General features: G+C 70.7%; 11 protein-coding genes. 6 read left to right on the forward strand and 5 right to left on the reverse strand.

All coding sequences use genetic code 11. From position 1 onward, the window contains the following. Positions 1-8: 8 nt before the first annotated feature. Complete coding sequence (locus K8638_RS28915) at positions 9-8,222, reverse strand: CARDB domain-containing protein (RefSeq protein WP_223757885.1); 8,214 nt, start codon at positions 8,220-8,222, stop codon at positions 9-11. Positions 8,223-9,090: 868 nt separating this feature from the next. Between K8638_RS28915 and K8638_RS45335 the strand changes: the two genes are divergently transcribed. Further along, a complete protein-coding gene (locus K8638_RS45335; protein ID WP_223757886.1) occupies positions 9,091-12,264 on the forward strand; it encodes a VWD domain-containing protein in 3,174 nt (1,057 codons plus the stop codon). 340 nt (positions 12,265-12,604) lie between these two features. On the opposite strand, the gene K8638_RS28925 is transcribed toward K8638_RS45335, so the two are convergent. Then, positions 12,605-12,916 carry an HPP family protein gene (locus tag K8638_RS28925; protein WP_223757887.1) on the reverse strand — a complete coding sequence of 104 codons (312 nt, stop codon included), beginning with the start codon at positions 12,914-12,916 and terminating at the stop codon, positions 12,605-12,607. 165 nt (positions 12,917-13,081) lie between these two features. Between K8638_RS28925 and K8638_RS28930 the strand changes: the two genes are divergently transcribed. Both K8638_RS28930 and K8638_RS44975 read left to right on the forward strand, forming a co-directional pair. Continuing rightward, positions 13,082-15,079, forward strand: a complete 1,998-nt coding sequence (locus K8638_RS28930; RefSeq protein WP_223757888.1) for a patatin-like phospholipase family protein — start codon at positions 13,082-13,084, stop codon at positions 15,077-15,079. 116 nt (positions 15,080-15,195) lie between these two features. Continuing rightward, on the forward strand, positions 15,196-16,062 hold the full coding sequence (locus K8638_RS44975; RefSeq protein ID WP_305071199.1) for an OmpA family protein: 867 nt from the start codon (positions 15,196-15,198) through the stop codon (positions 16,060-16,062). A gap of 16 nt (positions 16,063-16,078) precedes the next feature. Here the strand turns inward: K8638_RS44975 and K8638_RS28940 are convergent, their stop codons facing one another. Next, complete coding sequence (locus K8638_RS28940; protein ID WP_223757889.1) at positions 16,079-16,603, reverse strand: hypothetical protein; 525 nt, start codon at positions 16,601-16,603, stop codon at positions 16,079-16,081. A 192-nt stretch (positions 16,604-16,795) separates the two neighbouring features. Between K8638_RS28940 and K8638_RS28945 the strand changes: the two genes are divergently transcribed. Both K8638_RS28945 and K8638_RS28950 read left to right on the forward strand, forming a co-directional pair. Further along, positions 16,796-19,696: a hypothetical protein gene (locus tag K8638_RS28945; RefSeq protein WP_223757890.1), complete on the forward strand. Its 2,901-nt coding sequence runs from the start codon at positions 16,796-16,798 to the stop codon at positions 19,694-19,696. A 27-nt stretch (positions 19,697-19,723) separates the two neighbouring features. Beyond that, positions 19,724-20,917: an OmpP1/FadL family transporter gene (locus K8638_RS28950; protein WP_223757891.1), complete on the forward strand. Its 1,194-nt coding sequence runs from the start codon at positions 19,724-19,726 to the stop codon at positions 20,915-20,917. A gap of 103 nt (positions 20,918-21,020) precedes the next feature. Here the strand turns inward: K8638_RS28950 and K8638_RS28955 are convergent, their stop codons facing one another. Together K8638_RS28955 and K8638_RS28960 are read right to left on the reverse strand one after the other, a co-directional pair. Then, the gene (locus K8638_RS28955; protein ID WP_223757892.1) at positions 21,021-22,247 is read right to left on the reverse strand and encodes a cyclic nucleotide-binding domain-containing protein; all 1,227 of its coding nucleotides are present in this window, start codon (positions 22,245-22,247) and stop codon (positions 21,021-21,023) included. A gap of 14 nt (positions 22,248-22,261) precedes the next feature. Further along, entirely contained in the window at positions 22,262-23,452 is a 1,191-nt protein-coding gene (locus K8638_RS28960; RefSeq protein WP_223757893.1) for a cyclic nucleotide-binding domain-containing protein, read from the reverse strand. A 327-nt stretch (positions 23,453-23,779) separates the two neighbouring features. Between K8638_RS28960 and K8638_RS28965 the strand changes: the two genes are divergently transcribed. Further along, positions 23,780-25,072: a sialidase family protein gene (locus K8638_RS28965; protein ID WP_223757894.1), complete on the forward strand. Its 1,293-nt coding sequence runs from the start codon at positions 23,780-23,782 to the stop codon at positions 25,070-25,072.

The following is a 25,072-nucleotide window of genomic DNA, read 5'->3' on the forward strand; positions in this document are numbered from 1 at the left end:
TCGTGGCCCTACTGGCAGGTGAGGGGCGGCGGGGTCTGTTGCGGCCCGGGTGTCAGCATCAGCGTGTGGTGGTTCTCCACCGCCACGTTGCGCCCCACTACCGCGCCATACAGCCGCGAGTTGTTGGAGAGGGAAATGTCCGCGGCCGGTGCGTACAGCGACAGCGCCGCGTCCGAGTTATTGGCCACCACCACGCCCTGCCCCCGGGCGGCGTCCGCGCCCGAAACCACCAGCAGGGCGCTTGCGCTGGAGGGCTGCCCACCGAGAAAGGCACCGGTCCCCACGGTGACGCCTTCCTCCACGAACAGCTCCACCCTCGCCCCTGGCGCCGCCTTCAGCACGGCCTTCCGCGAGAGGGTGATGCGCTTCGCATGATAGCGGCCCGCGGGCAGCGCCACCGTCACGCCGTCCAGGAGGAAGACTCCATCCTTCCACCAGAGATGGCTATCGGGCAGCGTCGCCAGCGTCGCGTTGTCGTTGTCCGCCTTCACCTCGGCGAGGTACCGGGCCACGTCATAGCCGCACTCGCACGGCGCTGGTGCTGGGATGACGCGCTGGGCGCCGCCTTCCACCACGGACTGGCCTGTCCGGGAGAATGCTCCACCATGGTAGGCCCTCCCCTCCACACGGGCCGCTCCTTCGAGTGAGAGGCTCCCTCCCGCCACGACATCACCCGAGACCCGGGCCAGCCCCTGGAGGACCATGGCACCATGCGCCGCCACGGACGCGGGGCCGCTGCCTCCGGAGCCCTGCACCTGCGCATGGTTGCGCAGGGTGAGGCTTCCAAAGGCACACAGGGCATAGTTGAACACAGGCGTCAACGGCACCACCTCGAAGTGGACGGTGCGTGTCGCGCTGTTGCCCGCCTTGTCCGTCGCCGTCACGACGAGGGCATGCGTGCCGCGGGCATCCACTCGCGTTCCAGGGGCGAAGGGCCTCTCGTCCAGCGTCGCCCCCACGGTGTCGAGGTGTGTGTCCGTCGCGGTGAAGCCGATGACGAAGGCGTCGCCTGTGGCCCCCTCGCTGACCCCGGACACCTCGATGTCCGGTAGAGTGAAGTCCAGGGTGAAGGAGACGGTGGTGCTGGACTCGTTGCCCGCGGTGTCCCTGGCTCGCACCACGAGGGTGTGCGGCCCCTCCGCATCGACGATGCTACCCGTGGTGAAGTCCGTCCCGTCCAGGGTGGCCTGGAGGGAAGCCAGGTTCGCGTCCTGCGCCGAGTAGTGGATGGTGACGCTCCGCGCATGGAAGGCCCCAGACACCACGCCCGACACCTGGAGGACGGGCCCCGAGAAGTCGAGGGTGAAAGGAATGGCAAGCCGGGCCTCGTTTCCAGCCAGGTCCACCGCCCTCACCACGAAGGTGTGTGGCCCCTCCGCGCCCACGGTGTCACCCGAGGAGAAGGGGGCTCCGTCCATCGTGGCCGACACCATGGCGAGGTGATCGTCCAACGCCGTGTACTCAATGACGACGGACTGGGAATAGGAGGTGCCCGCCGTCACCCCCGCCACCTGAATCGTGGGCGTGGTGAAGTCCAGTGTGAAGGACACCTGTGCCGTCGCCTGGTTTCCGGCGCCATCCAGGGCCACCACGTGCAGGAGGTGCACCCCGGCCGTCGTCACCATGTCTCCCGACGTGAAGGGCTCCCCGTCCAACGTGAGGAAGGTGGTCACCGGATGAAGGTCCGTCACCTCCACCACGGGACTCACGGCCCCCTTGTAGTGGGCTCCCTCCGCCACGCCAGCAATGGCAATGGAGGGCGGGGTGAAGTCCAGACAGAAGCTCCGTGTCTCCTGCGCGGCATTGCCCGCCGCGTCCGTGGCTTCCACCGTCCACACGTACTCTCCCTCGACATCGACGACATATCCCGAGGGGATGGATGCGGCATTCAACTGTCCGGTTGCCGGAGGCCCCGGGTGCGCGTCCTCCGCCTCCCAGGACAGCGCCACCGGCGTGCGCAGCACGGCCTGGTGGTCGGCTCCGTTGAGGACAAGCTGTGGCGGCGTCTTGTCCAGGGTGAAGCGGTGGCTCTGCTCGCCGCGGTTGCCGTACACGTCCACCGCCGTTACCGAGAGGATGTGAGCTCCCTCCGCGGACACGGGGGTGCCACTCGTGAAGGGCTGGTTGTCCAGCAACACCACTACCGAGACGGGGCTCGCATCCCGCACCTCAATCACCGGGGTGACGTCCTCGCGAGTCAGCAGGCCCTCCGCCACGCCCTGGACCGTGATGACGGGAGGCTCCCTGTCCGTGTTGGTTTCCGCGGTAGCGAGGATGCGGGTGAGTGTCCGTCCATTCAGCCGGGCTACCAGCAGCTTCACTCCCTCCGGGAGGCCGCTCGTCGGCACGGGCACCGTTACCGTCTCGCCGTGGCCCGCCGCGAGGCTGACCTGCATCGAGGCCACGGACTGCTGCTGCAACGAAGCCGCATCCAGGAGGAGTACGTCCAGCACCTCGTTCTCGACGTCCATGCCGCCCGTGTTGGCGAGGGAGACACGAGCCATGAGAGCCGGGCCAATGGGGAACGGGCTCTGCGCCGACAGCGTGCCCTTCACCGCCTCCGGCGCCTCATACGCAAGCGTCCATGCCGCACGAGCCTCGGCCAGGGGAACACCACTCGTGCTCAAGACCCTCGCCACCGCCACGTAGGCCCCCGGCGCAAGGTGCGGCGAGATGTGGAACAGGTCGGTCGTGTCCACGAAGCCTCCCGCGGGAAGCCTGGGCAGGGGCCGCGTCGAGGCATACAACTCGGCACCGTCCGTCTCGAGGACGGAGATGCGTACCACGGCCCCCTCCAGCGCCGCGTTGCGGCTCAGGTTGGTGGCACGCTGACTGAGGAGGACCTCCTGTCCGGGAGCGTACGTGCCCCTGTCCGTTACCAGCTGAGTACCCGCGGCGGACTCGTGCCATACCGTCACGGAGGTCTCGCCTCGCGCAAGCAGACGCCCCCCCACCGACGCCGACACCCGCACCCGGTACACCCCCGGGGCGCTTCTTCCGGTCGTCCAGTCGAGACTTCGGACGGTACGCTCGTTCGCGCCCAGCACCTCCCGCGCGGACTCCAGGAGTGTTACGGCCAAGCGTCCGTCCGGCCCTACCACCCTGGCATCCAGGCGAACGTCCCTGGCCACGGGTGCCTGGTTCTCCAAGGTGAGCGACAGGCCCACCAGCGTCTCGGGACCGGCGGAGGCGGGCGAGGCCTCCATGGACAGGAGGAACTGGCTGGCTGCGACCTCCAGGGACGTCGAGGCAGTGTTGTTCGTCTCGAGGAACTCCGCCACCTCCGCGTCCGGGTCCACCTCTAAGAGAAGCTGCGCGGAAGCCTCGGGCGCGGTGAGGGGTACCACGACCGTGGTCGCCTCCCCGCTACGGAGCGGCGGCAGAGCCCCCTCCCCCATCGTGAAGGTCCCCATCCGGACCCGGTAGCGGCTCGCCGGTGTTGCGGCTCCCTGGTTTCGCACCGTGGCTTCCAGCGCCACGGCCTCACCCGCGAACGCCGAGGCTGGCGAGGCCGAGAGGGAAGCCACCAGCAGGTCCGGCAGCGCGGACGCTGGGACGACAAGCTGGAAGGAGGCTTCGTTGTTGCCTCTATCCACGTCCAGCGTCACGCCGGTCGCATCCGCCACCCACCGGTACACACGGGTGCCTGGCAACGCGGTGAGGAAAAGGGAGACTGTCTCCTCCTGTCCAGCCTCCAGCGCGCGCAACGCGGCGAAGCTCGCCGGAGATGTGCCAGCACCGTCGTGGACGGTGACGAGGGACGCCGCACAGTCCATGCCACCCACGTTTCGCACCGTGGCCGTGAGCGTCACGGACTCGCCCGCGCCCGGCGCCGCGGGCGTGGCCGAGATACGGGCGGCGTCCATGGCCAGGTCGCACAGTGGCCCTCCCGGCTGCACGAACACCCGGAAGGAAGCGCTGTTGTTCTCGCGGCCGCTCTCCTCGATGGCCTCATCCGGATTCACCACCACATGGATGAGGTGCTCGCCTTCCGGGTAGGCCACCCAGGGAAGGCTGGCGGTGGCAGTCCCCTTTCGCACCGCGAGAGGGCCCGTAGCCACGGCGTCCCCAAGGTGCCTCCCCCCCGCCTTCGGGTCTCCGTCGAAGAAAGACACCTTCACATTGGAAGCCGGGAGTCCTCCCAGGTTGTGCACCACGGCGGACAGTTGGAGCGAGGCGCCCGCGGTCCCCATCACCGGGACGGAGGACAGGTCCCTGGAGGTGACGGCCAGGTCCGGAAGCAGTCGCGCGGGCTCCTGGTCGAACTGCTGGTTGAAGGTATTGCCGTGGGATTTCGTCCACCACCGGTAGTCAGTGCTGACTTTCAAGTCCTCCCCCACCTGCCCCTTCCGCAGAAACCGGGTGGGCCACGCGGTGGGCTGTTTCGCCCAGTGGGAACTGGCGTAGATGAAGACCTGATTGCAGCCGTAGTCAGGAGCCTGCGTCTGCGGCCAGATGTCCGTGCGGCAGGACCAGCTCGCCCCCGCGACGAGGACTTCGGCCCGGCCATCCCCGTCGATGTCCGCTACCACGGGCGGCCTGTCGTGGCGGTAGGCGAGGTTCGAATTGGCCCCCACCCCGGAGGGCAGCGGCGAGGTCAGGTCCGTGAGCATCCGGCCATCCCTGCCGTCCAGCATCATGAGAGCGCGCCAAGTGGAGTTGAAGAGAAGCTGCGGCCGTCCCCATCCCCGCAGGTCCGCGAGCGTGCCGATGTGCACGTCGACCACTTCCTCCGATGAGGTCTGGGTCTCCCAGAGGTAGTCCAACTCCTGCGTGAAGGCGGCCAGGTGCGACGTTCCCGAGTTGCTCGTCGAGGCAACGTAGGGCAGCCCGTCCTGGCGAAGCGCTCCGACGCTCAGTCCCCAGAAGGCTCCATCGAAGAAGACTCCGACCTGGAGACGCTCTCCCGTCCGCGCATTCCAGGCCTGGGCAGGCCCCCTGTGCTGCGGGAGGATGACCTCCGGGCTACCGTCGAGGTCCACGTCCGCAATGCTGAAAGCATTTCCGTAGCCAGGCACCGGCCCCACCTGCCACCGCAGCGCACCCGTATGGCTGACAAGGGACATCCGCCCCGGGTGGACCACGAGAATCTCATTGGCCCCATCCCCATCCACATCCAGCACCTCCGCACGGGGTGAGCCATAGCAGGAAGAGTCCTCACCCAGGAGCGGGGTCGTGAAAAGCTCATGGCCGTCGGCCCCCGAGAGAACCAGCAGTTCCGTATCCAGATAGGCGATGTCGGCAATGCCATCTGCGTTCACGTCACCCAGCGCAAGCTGCTGCCCCACCCCCTGCACCGAAAAGCCGCAACCGCGATTGCGCGGGAGAGCCTTCTCCCATTTCGTCGTACCATCCGGACGTAGAACGGTGATGCGCTGGTCATGGGGAGGCGTGGAGCTGAAACCCGTCGACGAGACAATGATTTCCCCCTGCCCATCCCCCTCCAGGTCAGCCAGGACAAGGTCCTGAAGCCCCGCTTGAACGGGGTGTCTCCACAGCAAGGAATGGCTGCCCGCGGGATTGAGCTCGTAGAGGGCGACCCCCGCCGTCCATCCGGGCGCCTGGCTGGACGAGGCGAGATACCCCACGACGAGCTCTGGCGCGGCGCGGCCCGTCAATCGCCCCGTGCGCACCTCTTGCACCACCTGGGAGGAGGACTCCGCTCCATCCAGCCCCAGGTTGAGGAGGGACTCGAGGAAGAGATGCCTTCCCGCGACGTTGTTGACCGTGTCGCCGCGGGCCTCGGGAGGCATGACCGCCACGACGCGCGCGAAGACCTCCACCGGGCCCTCCTCGCGCACCCAGTCCAGGTGGGCCTTCGCCAGCCCCGGTGATGCTCCCACCGCGGCCGGGACTTGGATGGGGGTCTCCCCAATCTTGATTCCCTCAAGAAAAGCGGGGCGTCCCTGCCACCATTCCACGACCGCCTGAGCAGTCCTGGCCGTGCTGTTGCGAACCACGGCGCTGATCCGCACCTTCTCGCCCACGTGCGCCCCCACGGGAGAGACGGTGACGTCACGCGAATGGACGGAGAGTCGGACGGACGCCCTGCCAAGTCCTTGCTCCTGGCAGTTGTCCTTCTCATTGCGCTCCCGAATGGTGTCATCCGGGTCCAGGCAAACCCTGAGCGCGGAGGTCCTCGGCGGCGCGAAGTGGGGCCCCAGCGCGACAATGCGACTTTCGCTGGGGTTCAAGGAGATGAGCTGCTCCTCCCACACCTTCCCATCCACCAGGTCCAGGAGGCGCAGCAGTGTCGTCACGGGTTTCTGTCCCCGGTTCAAGACGGCCGCGCTGATGGTCACGGGAGTCCCGTCCTGAGCATCCTCCCGAGAGGCGCTCAACCAACTCACTTCCAGCTCATGGTCGGACGTGTAGGACTTCGGCACGTCGTGATTCGTCTCGTTGTTTAGCCGGTTCGTGTCGGCCAGTTGCTCCTGAGGGTCCACGACCACCCTCATGACGGTGCCCACCTGAAGGAAGGCGCGCAGTTCCGCCACCGCGCTCCCTCGCGCGGGGACCATGGGAAGCTCGACGAGGCCATAGGGCTGCACGTCCCGGCTTCCGTAGGCATAAAGGCCCACGACGACCCGGTTCGCATCATTGGCGCTGAGGTTGTGCACCACCACGCGGACGGTGAGGGGCTGATTGGGCACTACGTAGCCGGGCTCGTGCGTCACATCCGAGGACGAAATGGAGAGGTCCACGGGGAGCGCCGTCCCGGGGTGATAGAAGCGAAAGGCGCGATTGTTCTGCTCGTCGGCCTCACTGAGCTGGTCCGCCGGGTCCACCACGACATGCACGGCCGTGGGCCCATTGACGCCCTGGGTGCTCCAGGTGAGCGAGAAACGCGAGCTGGCGTTGGGCGCCGTCCCCGCGGGCACCGTGCCGGAGCCGAGCTTCACCCCACCTGTTCCCGGCGTCCCCTTGTACACGTCCACCTGCACGTCCCGTGGAAGTGGTGCCCCCAGGTTGCGGACGGACACCTCTATCCGCACCTGCTCCGCCCCCGTCGACGTGAAGTGGATGCCCTGGGACGTCACCGCCACATCGCTCTCCTGGCGTACGCGCAAGGGCGCGGAGACGGCGTTGTTCCGCTCGTCCAGCTCAGGCACCGCGCCATCCGGGTCCACCACCGCCCGGAGCGTGTACCGTCCCGAAAGGAGCGTGGTGGAGAGCGACGTGGCGACGTGGGTCATCTGCCTCGGCTCAAGGGGCGGGAGTGTCACTTCCCGCAGCACCACGTCCGCGCCCGTCTCCATGGAATGGGCCACGAAGCGAACGGGGGTCGCGGGTGCGGGCGAACCCGAGCGGTTCTCCACGTCCAGTCGAGCCGTCACCGTCGCCCCCAACAGTGGCTCCGCGTCACTCAGGACGAGCGCACCACGCCCCCACTCGTCCGTCAGCACGCGCCAGTCCGGTTGGTGCGTCCCCAGAGCGCGCACGGCCAGTGCCGTGGCTCGCACACTGCCCTCCCAGGAGCCATCCACCTGCTGGATAGAGACAAGGTAGCTACGGCCGGAGGAGATGGCGGCTTCATGAGTCCCCGGAGCACCCAGCAGGGCCAGCACCGCCAGCGCGGTGTCCCCCACCGAGCCGAAAGAACCACCGGGCCCCTGGACCGCCTTCAGGCATTCCAGGGACGTGCCCAGCTTCGCGCCCACCAACGGGATATAGGAGTAATGGCGCAGCGCGAGCACCACCTCGGCCGTCAGCGAGACGGAGACCTCATTGTCGGCATATGAAAAACACCCGTCTTGCCCGGCTGCGAGAGCAAGCTCCTGCGCGAGCTGCGAGACAGGCAGGACTGGCGCCTGCCCCGTCCGCTGCCAGGCCCGCAGCGTGAGCGCGCGATGGAGGACGTCGGGCGCCTCGAAGCCCGCGGCGTGGCCCATGAGAGGACTGAAGTAGAAGGGAAACCCGGCCTGCGCGAGCGCAAGCTGACGCCGAAGAACAAGCTCTGAGTCGCGCTCGCCACGAGCGCTTGCGAAGAAGAGTTCGGCACGCAAGGCCTCGGCGGATGCCCCAAGCCCTACCGCACGGAGCGCCTCCAGAACCTCTGGGGTCGCGACTCCCGGCTCCTCTCCACGCGTGCCCCCGAATCCACCGTCGGCGTCCTGGCTGCCGAGGAGAAAGGCCACGCCCGTCCCCACGGGCTCCGCTTGAACCGCTGTCGCCAGCAGCGCCAGCAGCCACACCACCACCCACGAAGCATTCTGTTTCATGTCCCCCCCTCAAGACACCGACCGAAGGCGCGCGTTGATACTGGCATTCGGCAGCGGAAGACAAGGTCTGGGTTCACCAGCCTCGGTTCTCGCTCCGGCACCCAGGACGAGCACTACACGACCCGTCTGACATGGCTTCAACCGGGAAGGTGCCCGGGCTGCCCTCCCTGTCCTATCCGCATCCGCGGAGCTACATCGAAAGACCGCAAGCCAAACAGGCAAGACCAGATAAAATAAGGATTCGGAGCACGCACTTGAGAAAACCAACCACACGCGCGCTCTACCGAGTGGCCTGCGTGCGCCGCACCGTTTTCCAATGACACGCCGCACTGAACCCGGCCGTGCTCCGCGTCCCGGCGACACGCCCTGGAGTGACACCGCGAGGCGCTGCCTCAGGCCCGTGTCACCGAGACGCAGGCGGGGCACTTCCTCCAAGAGGAGGTGCCGGAGGAAATCGCCGCGACGGTGCGGCGGGTGGCGGGGGTGGGTGCGGCGGGGGTGTGAGGCTCATGGCGGAAGGCCGCGGCTCTCTCCAGTCCCTGCCGTAACGCTCCGGCGGGCGTGTCCTCCAGCACGGCGCCGAGAGCCGCCTCGCGGAGCCGTGGGTTTCCGCCCACTGACAGGCCACGCCACGACACCAGGACAGCACGGCACCCGTATCCCGGGCCAGTGCTCCTCACGGTGCTCCCTGGCATGTCGTGCCCCGCGCCATGAAACTCACCCGATGGCGAACTCGCGGTGGACCCTGACAGGGGGAACGATGGCAGCCGGGTCTCGACACCGGGGAGCAGGTCCCGCGGTGACTCACTCGCGGCTCAGGAGGGCTGGCCCGGCGACGGCTCGCCCCCGCCTGGGGGGCGCCGTCGTCGTGGCGGTCGGGCTGGCGCTCATGGCCGCCACCGCCGAATCCGCATCCACCACGGCACCGCTCACGCTGGCCCTCTCCACCCCGGCGGACCGCTACGCCGTCGGCGCGCCGGTTCCGCTCACCGCCAGGGTGACCAACACGACCGATGCCACCTGCGCGCTGGCGTCGCACCCGGATGCTGCCCTGCGCGTCGTCAGCGTGACCGCCGGTGGCAAACCCGTCACGCCCCTGTTCAGCCGCGGCCTCTATGGCGGGGGCCTTCCCTCGGCGGTCCGCGACTCGCTCCGCGCCACCCACCCCGGCGGCAGCATCGAGGTGACCCGCACGGTCCGCACCATGGAGGCCGGCACCGACCGCCTCCTCCTCCTCGACGTCGAGCCCCTGTCCGCCGGCGACGCGCTCGTGTCCATGTGGCCGCTCGACGGCCCGGGCCACTACGAGGTTGCGATGCGGTACGAGGTACCGGCGGTCGACGCCACCCCCGCCGTCTGCGCCGGGTCCAGCAACGTCGCGTCGGTCTCCTTCACGGTCGGGGCCGCCCCGGCCACCGCTGGAGCGCCAAACGGTGGCGGAGTGCCATGGCTGGCCCTCGTGGCCGTGGCGGTCCTCCTCATCGGCGCGGCGCTCGCGGGGTGGCTCCTGTCCCGGCGCCGCCGCGCCGGCCGGGTGCATCGGGAACGCTCGGCGGGCCCCCTCGCCGTCATCGTGCTCCTCGCGGTGGGCCTCACTCCCGGAGTGCCCGCGAGAGCGGACCTGCGCATCCCGCTCGAGCCGCCAGGCTTCGCCGACGAGGTGTGGGCCTGCCTGAAAGTCATCCGCGATGCCAACCACACCCCCGAGACCCGCCGAATCATCGACCTGGCCGATTCCGACGACACCCCGCCCATCACCCTGGTGTTCACCGACGGCGGGTCGAATACCTTCTCCACCCCGGAGAGCCCTGCCGGCCCGGGCTCGTCCTCGGTCACCTGGAACCCGCACTCGCGAGACCCGTACGAGGCCGGCGTCCCAAGAGACCCGTGCGCGTCGCTGTTCCATGAGCTGGTCCATGCGGCGCGCTTCGGTGACCACTCGGCCGCCCCGCCCACCGCCATGTGCGGCGCCACGGGCATTCCCCGCGAGGAGGTCCTCGCGACCTTCCTCGAGAACGCCTACCGGGTGGCCAATGGCCTCCCTCCGCGCACCGAGTACGACGGCCGCCCGCTTCCGGCCGACCTCTCCGAGTGCGACGAGCCGACGCCCGAGCCGCCACCCGGCCCCGAGCGCATCAGCGGACGAGGGCCCCGGCACGAGATGTTCTGCGAGAACGGCTGCGCCGAGTCCACCGGTGACCCGCACCTGACCACGTTCGACGGCGTCCGGTACAGCCCGCAGGCGGTCGGCGAGCTGGTCCTCGTGGAGTCGGTGGATGGCGCCGCGGGCGGCCGGCCCGACCTCATGGTCCAGGTCCGGCAACGCCCGCTCGGCCCCTCCCGCAAGGTCGCGGTGAACGCCGCCGTCGCCGTCCGGGTGGGGGCGGACCGGGTGACCCTCACGCTCGAACACGGCGGCGTCATCGTGCGCCATGACGGCGCGGAGGTAGCGACGGAGCGCGGAGCGCTCGCGCTGCCGGGCGGCGGTACCATCGAGCGTGGGCCGTCGTCGCGGCGATGGGCACCGGACGGCGCGTGGGTGACGTGGCCGGACGGGTCGGCGGTGCGGGCCGACCCCATCGGCGCCGCGGGCCTGCAGGTGCGGGTCCGGCTCAGCGCGGGACGGCGGGGCGCCGTGCGCGGTCTGCTCGGCGACTTCGACGGCACCCCCGACGATGACCTCACCACCCGGGAAGGGGCGCGCATCACCGCCCCGAAGGACCGCGCGCAGCTGTACTCGCAACTGGTCGAGAGCTGGCGGGTGTCGGACGCGGAGTCCCTGTTCGACTACGCCCCAGGGGAGAGCACCGCGACGTTCACCGACCGCACCTTCCCCGACGCGGTGCTCACCGCCGCGGACCTCGACCCGGGTGCCCGGGAGCGCGCCGCCGCGGTCTGCGGCCTCGCCGGGGTGGTGGACTCCGGACTCCTGGAGAACTGTCTGCTCGACGTCGCGGCCAGCGGGCTCGCGGCCTTCGCCATCGCCGCCGGGGAGTCCCAGCGAGACCTCGGCGCGCGGCGCTCACCGGGCGGCGGCGGGAACACCGGCCCCCTGCTGACCTTCGCCGACGGCACCACGACGGTGCCGCTCGACGGTGACCGGGCCACGGTCGACCTCACGGCCCCGGGCGCGGTCGGCCAGGTGACCTTCGAAGCCGCCGCCGGGCAGGTCGTCTACGTCGTCCTGGGCGACGGCACCCTGCCGGATGGCTGCGGCACCGTGCGGCTGATTGGCCCGAGCGGCGCTTCGCTGCGGACCGGCTGTCTGTCCCACGGCACCGGCGCGCTCGAGCGCACCGTCCTCGAAAAGGCCGGCCGGTACACGGTGGTGGCCGACCCGCGCGGGGATGCCACCGGGAGGTTGGCGCTGCGCGTGGTCACCGCGGTGGACGACGAGCAGGCCGGCACGCTCGACGGCCCGCCGGTGACCGTCGCGGTACGCGAGCCCGGGGCTGAGGGACGCGTGGTGTTCGACGCGGCCGCCGGCCAGAAGGTGTTCGTCCAGGTGGACCCGGTCGCCGGTGCCGCGCCAATCCCCAACCAGTGCGGAGCGCTCGTGCTGCGGGGGCCTGGCGGCGCGACGCTCCGGTCCGGCTGCCTGGACGATGGCGCGGGCGACCTCGACGCGCTCCAGCTCGCCGAGTCGGGCCGGTACACGGTCCGGGTCAACCCGGCGGCGGACGGGATTGGGACGGCGCGGGTGCACCTCTTCGCGGTGGAGGACCAGAACGAGCGCCTGAGCATCGACGGCCCGGCCGTGACGGCTCGCATCGAGCAGCCCGGCGCCGTGGCGCGGCTGGCGTTCACCGGGAGCGCCGGCCAGCGCGTCGTCGTGCTGCTCTCGAAGGGCACCCTGCCGGCCGGGTGCGGCGGAGTCCGCGTGCTCGACCCGAGGGGCCGGGAGGTCGCCAGCGGATGCCTACGCGACGGCGAGGGCAAGGTCGCCATCACCCTGCGCGCGGCCGGGCAGTACGTGGTGCGGGTCGACCCGCGGGCGCGCGCGACCGGGGTGCTGGACGTGCGGGTGCAAGGCCTTCGATGACCCTGGACCCGTGCTCGCACATCGCTTCGCGGGCCTTCGCGTCCGGGAGCTTCTCCAGGTGCACGTGGAGGGCGGCGCCTCGCGTCTGCGGCACCAGCGTGAGCTGCAACGTCGCGGGCTTCTTCCAACCGTCCGGCTGCCAGGTCATGCGGCCCCGCTGGCCGGGCTTCCCCCCCGGACCTCGCCGCGCACCCCGGGGACTCCACGGCACCCGGGCGGCGGGGCACACCAGCCCCGTGCGACTCACTGGCAGGGCGCAAGGAGGTGAGGCCCCGCACCATGCTGGCGGAACCCGCCCGCCATCGCGGCCCGGCCCAGCCATGACGCACCGCACCCTGGCTCAGTGCAGCCAGGGCCGCGGGGGCGCGGGCGCGAGCGCGTCGTACCGGACGCCTTTCCTTTCTTCCGTGGCCGTCACCGCCTTGACGGTCAGAATTTCAGCCAGCCGGGCCAGGGGTGCACACCCCGACAGGCGCTGCAGCTCGCCCTCCGTCACCTCACCCAGCAACTCCCCGTCGTAGCCATCCACCACCGGGAGCACGTGCACGCCATGCCGGTGCATCACCTGGAGTGCGGCGAGGACGGTGTCCTCGGGGAACAGTGTCACCGCGCGGGAGACGAGGGTTCGAAGCTGGACACCGCGGCACGTCATCACGAATGGCCTCCAGGAGCCGGGCGCCAGGCGCCTCCGTGACCCACCCTCAGCAAGCCCCTTGCCACCGCCCCGGCCCCACCCGCACACAACCTGCGGCGAGGTGCGCGCGATAATCCCGATACAATCCGCACCTCCCCCGGCGGATCCGCGGAGTCTCCTCGCATGAGCATCAAGACCCAGCCCCACGCCCCCAGTGCCCCCACGCCCCGGCGGACCCCGGAAGCTCCCGCGCCCCAGGCCCCGCGCAAGGCCGAGCAGGACAACGTCCTCGCCCGCCTGGGCAAGGGACTCCAGAACGTGGCGCGCAAGGCGGACCGGCTCCTGGACGGCTTCGAGGCGAAGCTGCCCGACCTGCGCCAGTTGGGACTGCCCAAGCCGCCCGGCGGCGGGGACAAGCCGTGGGCGGGCATCACCCTCACCGGCAAGCCGCTCCAGATTCCCTTCGACAAGCTGAAGGAAGTCGACCTGGGCGACCTCCGGAAGCTCCTGGAGCGCGTCCTCCCGCAGAAGATTGACGACACCCAGGGCAAGCAGCTCATCGCCCAGACGCAGGGCTTCCGCGACACGCTGGGCAAGGTGCGCTCGCTGGCGCTGGAGCTGGACATGCTGCCCCCCTCGCACCCGCGCCACGCGCAGGTGAAGGCCGAGCTGGCGAAGGCCGAGGCCGAGCTGACGAAGACGACGGGCTACACCCGCTCCACCGCGCCCCGCCCCGGCTCGCTGTGGGTGGACCCGCAGTTCATGGCGAAGGAAGTCCCCAACGGCCAGATTCACGCCAGCCAGTTCCCCGCCGGCACGCCGGTGACGAAGCCGCCCCAGCCGCTCGACTTCCTCTTCGGCGGCGACGCGGCGAAGGCCGCCGAATATACCGCCTCCGTGGCGAAGGCCCGCGAGGCGGCCGGCATGCCCGTGCAGGGCGGAGAGCCCATCGGCGTGCACCTCAGCCTCCAGGGCGGCGGCGGCAAGGGCAAGCGCTACGCGGCCATGGTCGCGGAGATGCGGGAGCTGGGCGTGGTGCCGGTGAGCCTGACGGGCACCTCGGCGGGCTCCATCGCCGCGGCCTTCGCCGCCACGGGCGCCACGCCCCAGCAGCTGGAGGACGTGGCCAAGGACCCGCGCCTGGGCAAGCTCTACGACTTCGACCTGGACATGAAGGACGGCGGCCTCCTCGACGGACAGGCCGCGTATGACCTCTTCGACCAGAAGCTGCGCGAGCTGACCGGCATCCATGACAGGCCCGTCACCTTCGCGGACCTCAAGGTGCCGCTGCAGCTCGTGGCCGCCAAGGCGTACGACTCGTCGGTGGGGCCGGAGGGCTTCAAGAGCAACAAGGACCGCATCTTCGTCTTCAGCCAGGAGACGACGCCGGACACGCCGGTGGCGCTCGCCATGCGCGCCTCCATGGCCATTCCCGGCGTCTTCGAGCCCGTGCAGGTGGTGGACCCCGTCACCGGCCGCAACATGCACCTGGTGGACGGCGGCGCGCTGGACAACCTGCCCATGGGCTACAACAAGAACGACCTGCCGCAGATTGGCGTGTCGCTCTACTCGCGCGGCGACGCGCACCCCGTCAACGGCCAGGCCACCGCGAAGTCGCTGCCCTCGGGCCAGCTCGACACCGACGACGTGCTGTGGAACGCCTTCAACGGCTACACGATGCTGAAGGACAACGCCACCGGCGCGCAGGACTACAGGGACCGCACCCAGCCGGGCGCCAACCAGTTCATGCTCAGCGTGCCCACGTGGGATTTGACGAATCCCAAGAAGAGCAACAGCACCCTCGGCTTCGGCTACGACGCGAAGGTGGACCCCACGCTCGACGGCCAGACGCGCGACGTGACGCAGGACTTCCTGCGCGAGTTCATGGACGACCTCAAGGTCCCCGGCTCGCGCGGCACCAACCTCACCACCCGCGTGCCCGCGGACCTGAAGTTCGACACGACGGTGCAGGTCTGGGGCGAGCCCTTCCGCGTCACCTACAACGGCGGAGACACCCTGGTCGCCACCGCCGCCAACGGCAAGCGCCACGAGGTCAAGCTCGGCAAGCAGAAGATTGAGAGCATGTGGCTGGACGGCCAGGCCTTCGGAGACCTCAACGCGCAGCTCTCCCATGCGCTGAGCGACCCACGCAGCGTGCGGCCCTCGTGGCTCCCGTTCTGACACCGCTGCAAGGTTGAACCTCCAGACACCTGCGCGCACCCGGGACGCCTTGAAGCGTACCCGGGCGCTGTCGTTACCGTGCCGCGACTTCATCCCCCCTTCATGGAGGTCGCGACATGACGGAGTCCCCCCGCGAGCCTGGGCGCCAGCAGCAGGGCCGGGCCTGGGTGCCCTGGCTGGTGACGGCGCTGGTGGTGTTGCTGTCGGGCGGCGTGCTGTTCCTCGCGCACCGGAGTTCGCAGCAGGCGCAGGCCCTGGCCGAGCAGTCCCGTCAGGCGGCCATGGAGGCCTCCAACCGCGCCCGTGACGCGGAGGCCGCGCGGCTGCAGCTGGCGGAGAAGCTGGCGGCGGCGGAGGCCGAGCGCTCGAAGCTGTCCACCGAGAAGGAGCAGCTCAGCCAGACGGTGCAGGAGCAGGAGGCGGAGCTGGCGAAGCTGAAGGCCACCTACGACGACCTCCAGGACAAGATGAAGGCGGAAATCGCCAACGGCGCCATCCGCCTGTCGCAGGCGGAGGGGCGCATCCAGGTGGACCTGGTGGACAAGGTGCTCTTCGACTCCGGCGACGCGAGCATCAGCGCGCGTGGCCAGGAGGTCCTCACCCGCCTGGGCGGCGTGCTGGCCAGGGTGGAGGACAAGTTCATCCAGGTGTCCGGCCACACGGACGACTCGCCGCCGTCCCAGAAGCTGCAGAGCACCTTCCCCACCAACTGGGAGCTGTCCGTGGCGCGCGCGGTGAACGTGGTGCGCTTCCTCCAGGACAAGGGCGGCGTGCCCGCCCGCAGGATGGTGGCCGCGGGCTACGGCGAGATGCGCCCCATCTCCAGCAACGCCACGCCGCAGGGCCGCGCGCGCAACCGGCGCATCGAGGTGCTGCTCATGCCGGACCTCCCCGCGCAGCGCAACGCCGCCGCGGTGAAGAAGGCGCTCGCGGGCTCCACCGCTTCGAAGAACGCCGTGAAGCCCGCGAAGGGGACGAAGTAGCCGCCCCCGGACGGCGTCACTTCGTCTTCACCGACTCCAGCAGCTTGCGGAAGGGCTTCTCCGCCGCCGCCGCCGTCTTCTCCGGCGCCGTCAGCTTGAAGAAGACGGCGCCCTCGGGGCCCTCCACAATCGCGCCCAGCAGCCGGTAGCCCGGCTTCGGCGTGGAGGGGCCCATCATCGGCCCGCCGCCCACGTACGTGCCCTTCACGTCCACCGTGGTGAGGGGCAGGCCGTTCACCTTCTCCGTCTTCGTCTTCGCCGCCTTCTCCGCCGGCTTGCCGTCCGCCGTCTGGAACTGGCCCACCCAGCGCTTCACGTTGGCGTCCACCCCGCCGCCCTGGCCCTGGCCGAAGTAGAAGACGGCCAGCTCCCCGGCCTCCGTGTCCCCCTTCGCCGGAGGAACCTTGTACGTCGCCGCCCGCATGGGCCGCGCGCCCTGCGCCGTCCACTCCGCCGGGGCGGTCCACGTCAGCCCCCCGGCCTCCTCCGCGTGCGCCACCACCGCCGCGGTCACCACCAGCACACTCAGCAGTCGATTCATGCCCGCAACGTAGCCGCCCGCCGCCCGCCGCGCAGCGGACCAGAGACACCCCGTCTCACCCGCACAGACGGCCAAGCAACACTGACACGACGCGTCAAGTCGCCTGTCTTCCGGCCAACCGTTGGACGTGGTACGCCACGGAACCGAATCGATTCCAGCAGTCCAACTTTGGACGCGGAGGGGGTTGTACCCATGAAAAAGGTGCTGTTCCTCGGGGCGCTTGCCCTGGGTGCGTCGGCGTGCCAGCCGGACATTGCCCAGGACCCGCCTCCCGCAGCCGTAGACCTGGTGGTGGCGGAGTTCGACCCTGCGGCGAAGCCGGCGGCCATCGTGCCGACGCCCAACGACCTGGCGATAAAGGACGGGCTGGTCAACGCGCCCATCAACCCGAACGCCCCAGCGGCGGAGCAGTACTTCACGCGCGACTACCTCAACACGCTGGACGGCTTCCCCACGTCCGTCACCGCGAGCACGCTCGTCAAGGACGCGGACCCGAACACGGTCAACACGGACACGGTGAAGATCCTCGACCTGTACGAGGGCACGCCGCTGTCGAAGCCGGTGCCGACGAACATCGTCGTCGCGTACAACGAGGACACCGACCGCATCAACATCCTGGCGCCCTCGGGCTGGCCCAAGGGCGGCCGCTACGCCGTGGCGCTCGTTGGCGGTAAGGACGGCATCAAGTCCGTCAGCGGCGAGCCCATCATCGGCTCGGCGACGTGGGCCTTCGCCAGCTCCCAGGAGCCGCTGGTCACCTGCGAGGACCTGACGGCGCCCGACTGCCGCGCGGTCACCGAAATCATCCCCGCCACCGAGACGGACCCCGCCCGGCGCATCGCGCAGCAGACGACCATCGCGCTCCAGCTCGAGCAGCTCCGCCGCGGCTACGCGCCCGTCATCGACGCGACGGCCTCCAAGTTCAACGTCAAGCGCGAGGACATCGTCCTCCTCTGGACGTTCACCATCATGAACCGGCCGGAGGTCACCTTCGACCTGACCACCAGAACCGTCCCCTTCCCCAACGACCTGCTGCGCGACCCGGTCACGGGCAAGCTGACCCTGCCGGCGCCCCCCGCCGGTGCCCCCGCGCTGGTGGTGCAGCTCACCGAGGGCCTCAACAGCCTGGACGGCTGGTCCACCACGGCGCCCATCATCTCGGAGAACAGCGCGAGCCGCGGCTTCATCGACGCGCAGTTCAACCCCGCCTCGGTGGTGCTGGGCCGGGACGTCCTGTTCTTCAAGGTGAGCAACCCGACGGAGCCGCAGCGGGTGAAGCTCTGCTTCAACTGCGCGTCCAGCCTGCGGGCGGACGGCAGCTCGCAGACGGTTCCGCAGCTGCAAATCATCCCCGAGGTGCCGCTGGACGAGCGCACCACGTACGCCGTCGTCATCAAGAAGGGCCTGCGCGATTTGCGCGACCGCATCGTGGAGCCCACCGCCTCGCAGGTGCTGCTGCGCAGCCCGCACCCGCTGTTCGCGGACGGCAAGAGCCAGGTGTCGGTGCTGCCGGACACGCTCGCGGAGGAGCTCGAGAAGGCCCGCGCGGGCATGAAGCCCCTGTATGACGGCCTGGAGCAGATGAACATCAAGCGCACGGACGTCAACCTCGCGTGGGTCTTCACCACGCAGAGCACCCGCACCGTGCTGGAGCAGCTCAACGCGGCGCCCGCGGCGGTGCCCGCCGACCCGGTCTACCTGACGGACCAGACCACGCGGCTCAGGGACGCCATGGCGGCGAACGGGCTGGACAACAACGCGGTGGGCCGCGCCTTCGTGGGCGCCTTCACCTCGCCCTTCCTGCTCAACAGCCCCCAGGGCGTGCTCAACCCCGCCCAGCCGCGCCTCGAGCGCCTGCCGTTCCTGCTGTTCCTGCCGGCCTCGGTGGCCCCCGAGGGTGGCTACCCGGTGGTGGTCTTCGGCCACGGCCTGACGGGCAACCGCTCCAACATCCTGGCCGTCGCCAACACGCTGAACGCCAACGGCTTCGCGGTGGCCGCCATGGACACCGTCTACCACGGTGAGCGCACGAGCTGCGCCGGCATCTCCCCGGCGAACGCCATCCGCTTCGGTGACCCGGCGAACCCCACCGTCATCGACTCGCCGAACGAGGCGTGCGCCAACGGCTCCACCTGCGACGTCGAGGTGGGCTCGCCCACCTACGGCCGCTGTGTCGCCCCGACCACGGCCGCCTCGTGTGACAAGAGCCCGACGGACCCGGCCGACCCGGCCGCCGTCCACGGCGACCTGTTCTGCGCCTCCCAGGGCCAGGGTCGCTGCCTGGACACCGGCAAGTGCGAGGGTGGAGACTTCCTGCGTCCCAGCGCCAACGCCGCGCCCTACATCTCCGGCTGGAACTTCCTCAACCTCACCAACCTGTTCGCCACGCGCGACAACTTCCGCCACCACGTGGTGGACTTCGCGCAGTTCGCCCGCGCGCTGGGCACCGCCAGCATCAACGCGCGGCTGACCGCGGCCGGCGCCGGCACCCTGAACGGCGCCCAGGTGGACTACGTGGGCCAGAGCCTCGGCGGCCTCCAGGGCCCCCTGTCCGCCTCCGTGTCCAACCGCATGCGCCGCGTGGCCCTCAACGCCTCGGGCGGCGGCCTCGTGGACGTGCTGCTGACGGCCACCAACCCCGTCTTCGTCCAGTACCGCACGGGCTTCAACACCCTGCTGGGGAGCGTGGGCCGCCCCGTGGGCACCCCCGCCTATGACGAGTTCATCACCCTGGCGCGCACCATCCTGGACCCGGCCGACGCACTCAACTACGGCCGCTTCCTGGAGACCGCGTCCTCCGCGCCCTCGGGGCGCGAGGCGTTCATCCAGTACATCCAGGGCGACAACGTCATCCCCAACCCGGTGACGAACCAGCTCATCACCACCGCCAACCGCCCCGGCGCGCGCACGGTGCATACGTACATGGCCGACATCAGCCTGCTGCCGGCGAACGTCAAGCATGGCTTCTTCGCCGCCTTCGACCCGACGGCGGACGCGCAGACCCAGGCGTTCCTCAAGAGCGTCCGCGACCAGGCCCAGGGCCAGGTCGCCGCGTTCCTGACCAGCAATGATGGCACCGCCCCGTCGCCGTAACAGCCCACAGAGAGAGGAGACACGACCATGAAGAAGACACTCTCCCTGGTAGCGATGCTCGCCGCCGGCACGTCGCAGGCCGCGGGCTTCCAGATCAACACCCAGAGCGCCCGCTCCACGGGCATGGGCAACGCGTCGGTGGCGTGGCAGAACGACTCGTCGGCCGTCTACTCGAACGCCGCGAACATCCTCGGTGAGAAGAAGCTGGACGTGACGGTGGGCGACACCGGCATCCTGCCCAGCCTGAAGTTCACCCCGGAGGGCGGGACGCAGCAGGGCCAGAAGACGACCCTGTCCCCGCCGCCGCATCTGTTCGCCACCTACCGCGTCATGGACAAGCTGGCGGTGGGCCTGGGCATCTACACGCCCTTCGGCGCGCGCAGCCGCTGGCAGGATGACTTCACGGGCCGCTTCCGCGCCCGCGAGTCGGCCATGGCCGTCTACAACATCAACCCCACGGTGGCGTACCAGGTGCACGAGCGCATCAAGGTGGGCGCCGGCCTGAACATCGGCCGGGGCACGCTGGAGCTCAAGCGCAGCCTGGACTTCGTGGAGAGCGAGGGCCTCGTCCACCTGGGTGGCGCCTCCTGGGGCGTCGGCTTCAACGCCGGCGTGCAGGGCGTGGTGGTGCCCAAGCTGCTCACGGTGGGCGTGCACTACCGCAGCACCATGGACCTCACCTTCAAGGGCGACGCGGACTTCCAGAACGTCCCCGCGGAGTTCCAGGGACGGCTGGCGGACACCCGCGTGCAGGGCGACGTCACCCTGCCGCAGTCGCTGGCGCTGGGCTTCGGCCTGACGCCCATCGAGCGGCTGACGGTGGCCTTCGACGCCAACCTGGTGGACTGGTCCGACTTCAAGGAGCTGTACATCCAGTTCCCGGACAACCCGGCGCTCGACAACCCGCTGCCCAAGACGTGGAAGGCGACGTGGAACTTCCGCGTGGGCGCCGAGTACGCCGTGACGCCGGCGCTGCAGGTGCGCGCGGGCTTCATCGTGGACCCGTCGCCGAGCCCGGACGAGACGCTGACGCCGGACCTGCCGGACTCCAACCGCGTCGCCGTGACGGCGGGCGCCGGCTACTCCTTCGGCGCGCTGCGCGCGGACGCGGCCTACCAGTTCGTGTCGCTGAACGACAAGAACAGCACCGCGCCGGGCATGCCCGGCACGTACAACGGCACGGCCCACGTGTTCGGCCTGACGCTCGGCTACTCCATGTAGCCACCGGCGCGTAGCCGGCGAAGTCCCGGCGCCCGGGTCTCCCGCATGGGGGGCCCGGGCGTCTTCGTTTCCGCCCGGGGTGCCGCGCCGGGCCGCGCGGACGTCAGACGCGCAAATCTCCCTCGTGCAGCACGCGGCCGGAGGCCAGCACCTGGGCCGAGCGCTGCAGCCGCTCCGTGCCCATGCGCATCAACATGCCCTTGAGGCCCGGCTGGCTGAGGAGGTGCTTCTCGAAGGCGGCGCGCTCCAGCCGCAGCACCACGCCCTCCACGTCCGCGCTCACCGTGGCGGACACGGGCTTGTCCAGCAGCAGGGAGATTTCGCCGAAGACGTCGCCCTCGCGCAGCTCCGTCAGCGCCACGCGGCGCCCGTCGGGCTTCTCCAGCCAGGGCGTGCACCGCCCGCGCAGCAGCACGTAGAAGGCGTCCCCCGTCTGCCCCTGCTTCAGCAGCGCCTCGCCCTTCGCCACCGGGCGGAGCTCGAAGTCGCGGGACACGGCCGCCTTCTGCTCCGGCGTCAGCTTGTTGAGCAGCGGGTTGCTGCGCAGCAGGTTCTCCACCATGCGCCGCCGGTAGAAGCCGTCCACCGCGACGGCCACCTGGGGGTGCTTCGCGGCCACCGCCGCCATGCGCTCGCGCGTCAGCTCCAGCAGCACGCCGCGCTCGGTGACCACCACCGTGGCCAGGCGCAGTCCCTCGGACACGAGCGCCAGCTCACCGAAGAAGTCCCCCGGCACCACCGCGCCCACGCTCTTGCGCTCGCCGCCCTCCAGCGTGCGCAGCACGTCCGCCCGGCCCTCCACCATCGCGAACATGGAGGCGCCCGGCGTCCCCTCCACCACCACCTCCTGCCCCGGGAAGAAGGCGCGCACCTCCAGCGCCTCCAGCAGGGCGACGAAGGCCTCGCGGTCCAGGTGCGAGAAGATGGGCATCGCGCCCGGCGCGTCTCCCGGCGGCACCGGCCCCGCTCCGCCCGGCGTGGCGCCGGAGGCCACGACGCCCGGAGGCAGGGCGAAGCGCTCGGCCAGGACGCGCGCGGTGCGGGCACGCGTCGCCGGGAGCGCGTCCAGCCGGGACAGGGCGACACACGCGGCCACCGCGCGCAGCGGCTGGCCCGCCTTCGTCCACGCGAGCGCGGCCGTCTCGTACGCGGTGGCGGCGTCGGCCCGGTGCCCCAGCCACTCGTGCAGCTCCGCCACCTTCTGGCGCACCTCGGCGTCGTCCGGGGTGGCCTTCGCCACGCCCTGGTACTCCGCCAGTGCCTCCTCCAGCTTTCCCTCGCTGGCGAGCTGGACGGCCCGCTCCCTGCTCGCGCCACGCGTGCGACCCATGGCCCCTACCTACTCTAGGCGCTCAGCGCGCGCACGCGCTCCGCGAGGTTCTCCGTGAAGAGGCGGAAGATGCGCAGGGCGGCCCCCTCGTGCGTCTCCAGGTAGTGCTGGAAATCCGCGCGCGTCACCCGCAGCGCGCGCACCGGCGAGCGCGCCCGCACGTGCGCGGACGTGGGTCCGTCCAGAATCAGGGAGATTTCCCCCAGCCAGGCGCCCGGCCCCAGGGTGTTGAGCAGCCGCGCGTCCGGCCCCGGGCCGCTGTACACGTCCACCGTGCCGTCCAGCAGCACCAGCAGCCCCGTGCCGCGCGCGCCCTTCTCCAGCACGGTGGTGCCCTCGGGGATGAGCACCTGCTGCGCCATCCGGTACAGGTCCTTCATGTCCTCTATCGGCAGCTCGCCGAAGATGGGAATGGCCTTGAGGTACTCGTAGCCGTCCGCCGGGGGCGGCGCGCGCTCCGGCTCCACCACGTCCGCGTCCAGCCCCAGGTGCCGCAGCAGCCGCGCGTGCTCCGCCTGGAGCGCTCCGTCCTCGCGCGCCGCGGGGGACTCCTGCATGGCGTCCGCCAGCAGCACCAGCGCCCGCCACGAGTCGCCCAGCGCGTCCAGCAGCGCGCTCATCCGCAGCACCGCCTCGCGCCTCCGGGGGTGCCCGGGTGGCACCGCGCGCAGCGCCTCCAGCTCCGCGTGCGCGTTGCCCAGCTCGCGGTACACCGCCGCGGCCTCGAGGGGCCGCTGCAGGCGCGTGAGGCACTGGGCCATGGACTCGCGGGCGTCCAGCGCCTGGTACAGCTCCAGCGCCCGCTCCAGGGCGCCCGCGCGCTCGAAGGCCGCCGCCGCCCGCCCCCGCTCCCCGGCGCGCAGCCACGCCTCCGCCGCCTGGAGCAGCGCCCCGGACTGCTCATGGAGGGGCGCGGCGACGGCGTGTGCCCCGTCCGCCTCCAGGAGGCGCGCCGCGCCCGCGAAGTCCCGAGCCCGCCGCAGCACCTCCACCAGCGTGGAGCGCGTCTGCGCGGGCAGGCCGGAGGACTCCTCCAGCACGCGCTCGCGCAGCGGGGCCGACAGGTGCTCATAGGCCCGGACGGCCACCTCCACCGAGCCCTGCATCACCGCTTCCCAGACGGAACGGGTGCCACCCGCGGCGGGCACGTCTCCCCGCGCCGCGCCGTCATCGATGAGCTTGGGCTCCACGGTGGACCCCGCCATGTCGTGCACTCCCCCAGGGACACCCACGGGCCCACCCCAGGGCGGCCCCGTGCCGAGTCACACCGCGTCCGTAGCAGACCGGGCGTTGCGAGGCGAGCCCCGCGCGAGGCGCACACCGGCCCCTATTCGACGGGAAGCCCCTCCTCCCGCCGCCTTCTGACGGCTGGACAACCTTCGCGAGCCCCGCGCATTCCCCTCCCGCTCCTCCGGTGAACGAGCGGGGGAGCGCGCCCATATCGCCCACCCCGCGCCTTCCGGGCCGCTATGTCCGCGGGCGTGGGGCGTTATCGTGCGTGCCGGGCCGGCCCCTTCCCCGGAGTCCTCCGAATGCAGCCTCGTAGCGCCGTCTCCTGGAGAGTCGTCACCCTGCTGGCCCTGGGCTCCGGGACGGCCGCGCACGCCCACGCCGGCCTGCCGGAGACGTCCAACGTCACCTTGCGCCGCGGCCACCCCGAGGACCTCTTCGTCGGGGCCACCTTCGGCGCGGTGATTTCGCGGGACAGCGGGCAGACATGGCGGTGGATATGCCCGGAGGCCCTGGGCACCGGAGGTTGGAATCCGACCTCGTACCTGTGGCGCGAGCCGGGCGACATCATGGCCGCCACCGGCAACGCGATTGTGCGCTCGTCCGACGGTGGCTGCTCGTGGAGCACCCACCCGTACTTCACGAAGAACATGTGGGTGTCGGCGCTCGCGGCGCACCCCACGGACGACCGCATCCTCTACGCCGTCACCAGCAAGGACTCCGTCCTCAACGGCGTGTACCGCTCCCGGGACGGCGGCGAGACGTGGGAGCCCACGTCGCTCCTGCGCACGGGCCTCAAGCTCTACGCGGTGCGCGTGTCTCCGGCGGACCCGCGGCGCATCTATGCCTCCGGCGAGGGGAACGGCCAGCTCCTCCTCTTCCGCAGCGACGACGAGGGCGCCACGTGGCAGGAGTTCTCCCACGCGCTGCCCGAGCTGCTGCGGCCGTATGACCTGGCGGTGACGGCGGCGGACCCCGTCCTGGCGGACACGGTGTGGGCGCGCGTGTCCGCGCAGGGCTACACGCACCTGATGCGCAGCGACGACGGCGGCCGCACGCTGACGCAGGTGCACGTGCTGGAGGACACCTTCGTCAACATGGACCTGTCCGCCGACGGCTCCACCGTGTGGGTGGGCACCATCACCTCCTTCTTCCGCGGCCCCCGCACCGGCCCGCTGTCGAAGCTCGGGCTGCCCACCGGCAACGCGTGCGTGCTGCGCCAGGGAGAGACGCTCTACGGCTGCGGCTCCACGTGGCTGCACGACTGGGCGCTGGCGCGCAGCAACGACCAGGGCACCACCTGGGAGCCCCTGTTCACCCTGTATGGCATCCAGGGACCGCAGCAGTGCCCCCGGGGCACGCCCGTGCGGGACGTCTGCCCGGCGCGCTGGCCGCAGGTGGCGGAGCAGCTCGGCGCGGACCCGTCCCTCGGCCCCGTCGACGAGGAGCCGCCTCCCGAGCCCCCGCCGGAACCGCCTCCCCCTCCCGCCAAGGCCGGCGGCTGCGGCGCGGCGCCCGGGAATGCGGCGTCCGCCCTGGTGCTTCTCTCCACCCTCCTCTCGCGGCGCCATGGCCGGCGGCGCCTGAACCGGTAG

The sequence above is a fragment of the Myxococcus sp. RHSTA-1-4 genome (assembly GCF_020037125.1).
Taxonomy (GTDB): Bacteria; Myxococcota; Myxococcia; order Myxococcales; family Myxococcaceae; genus Myxococcus.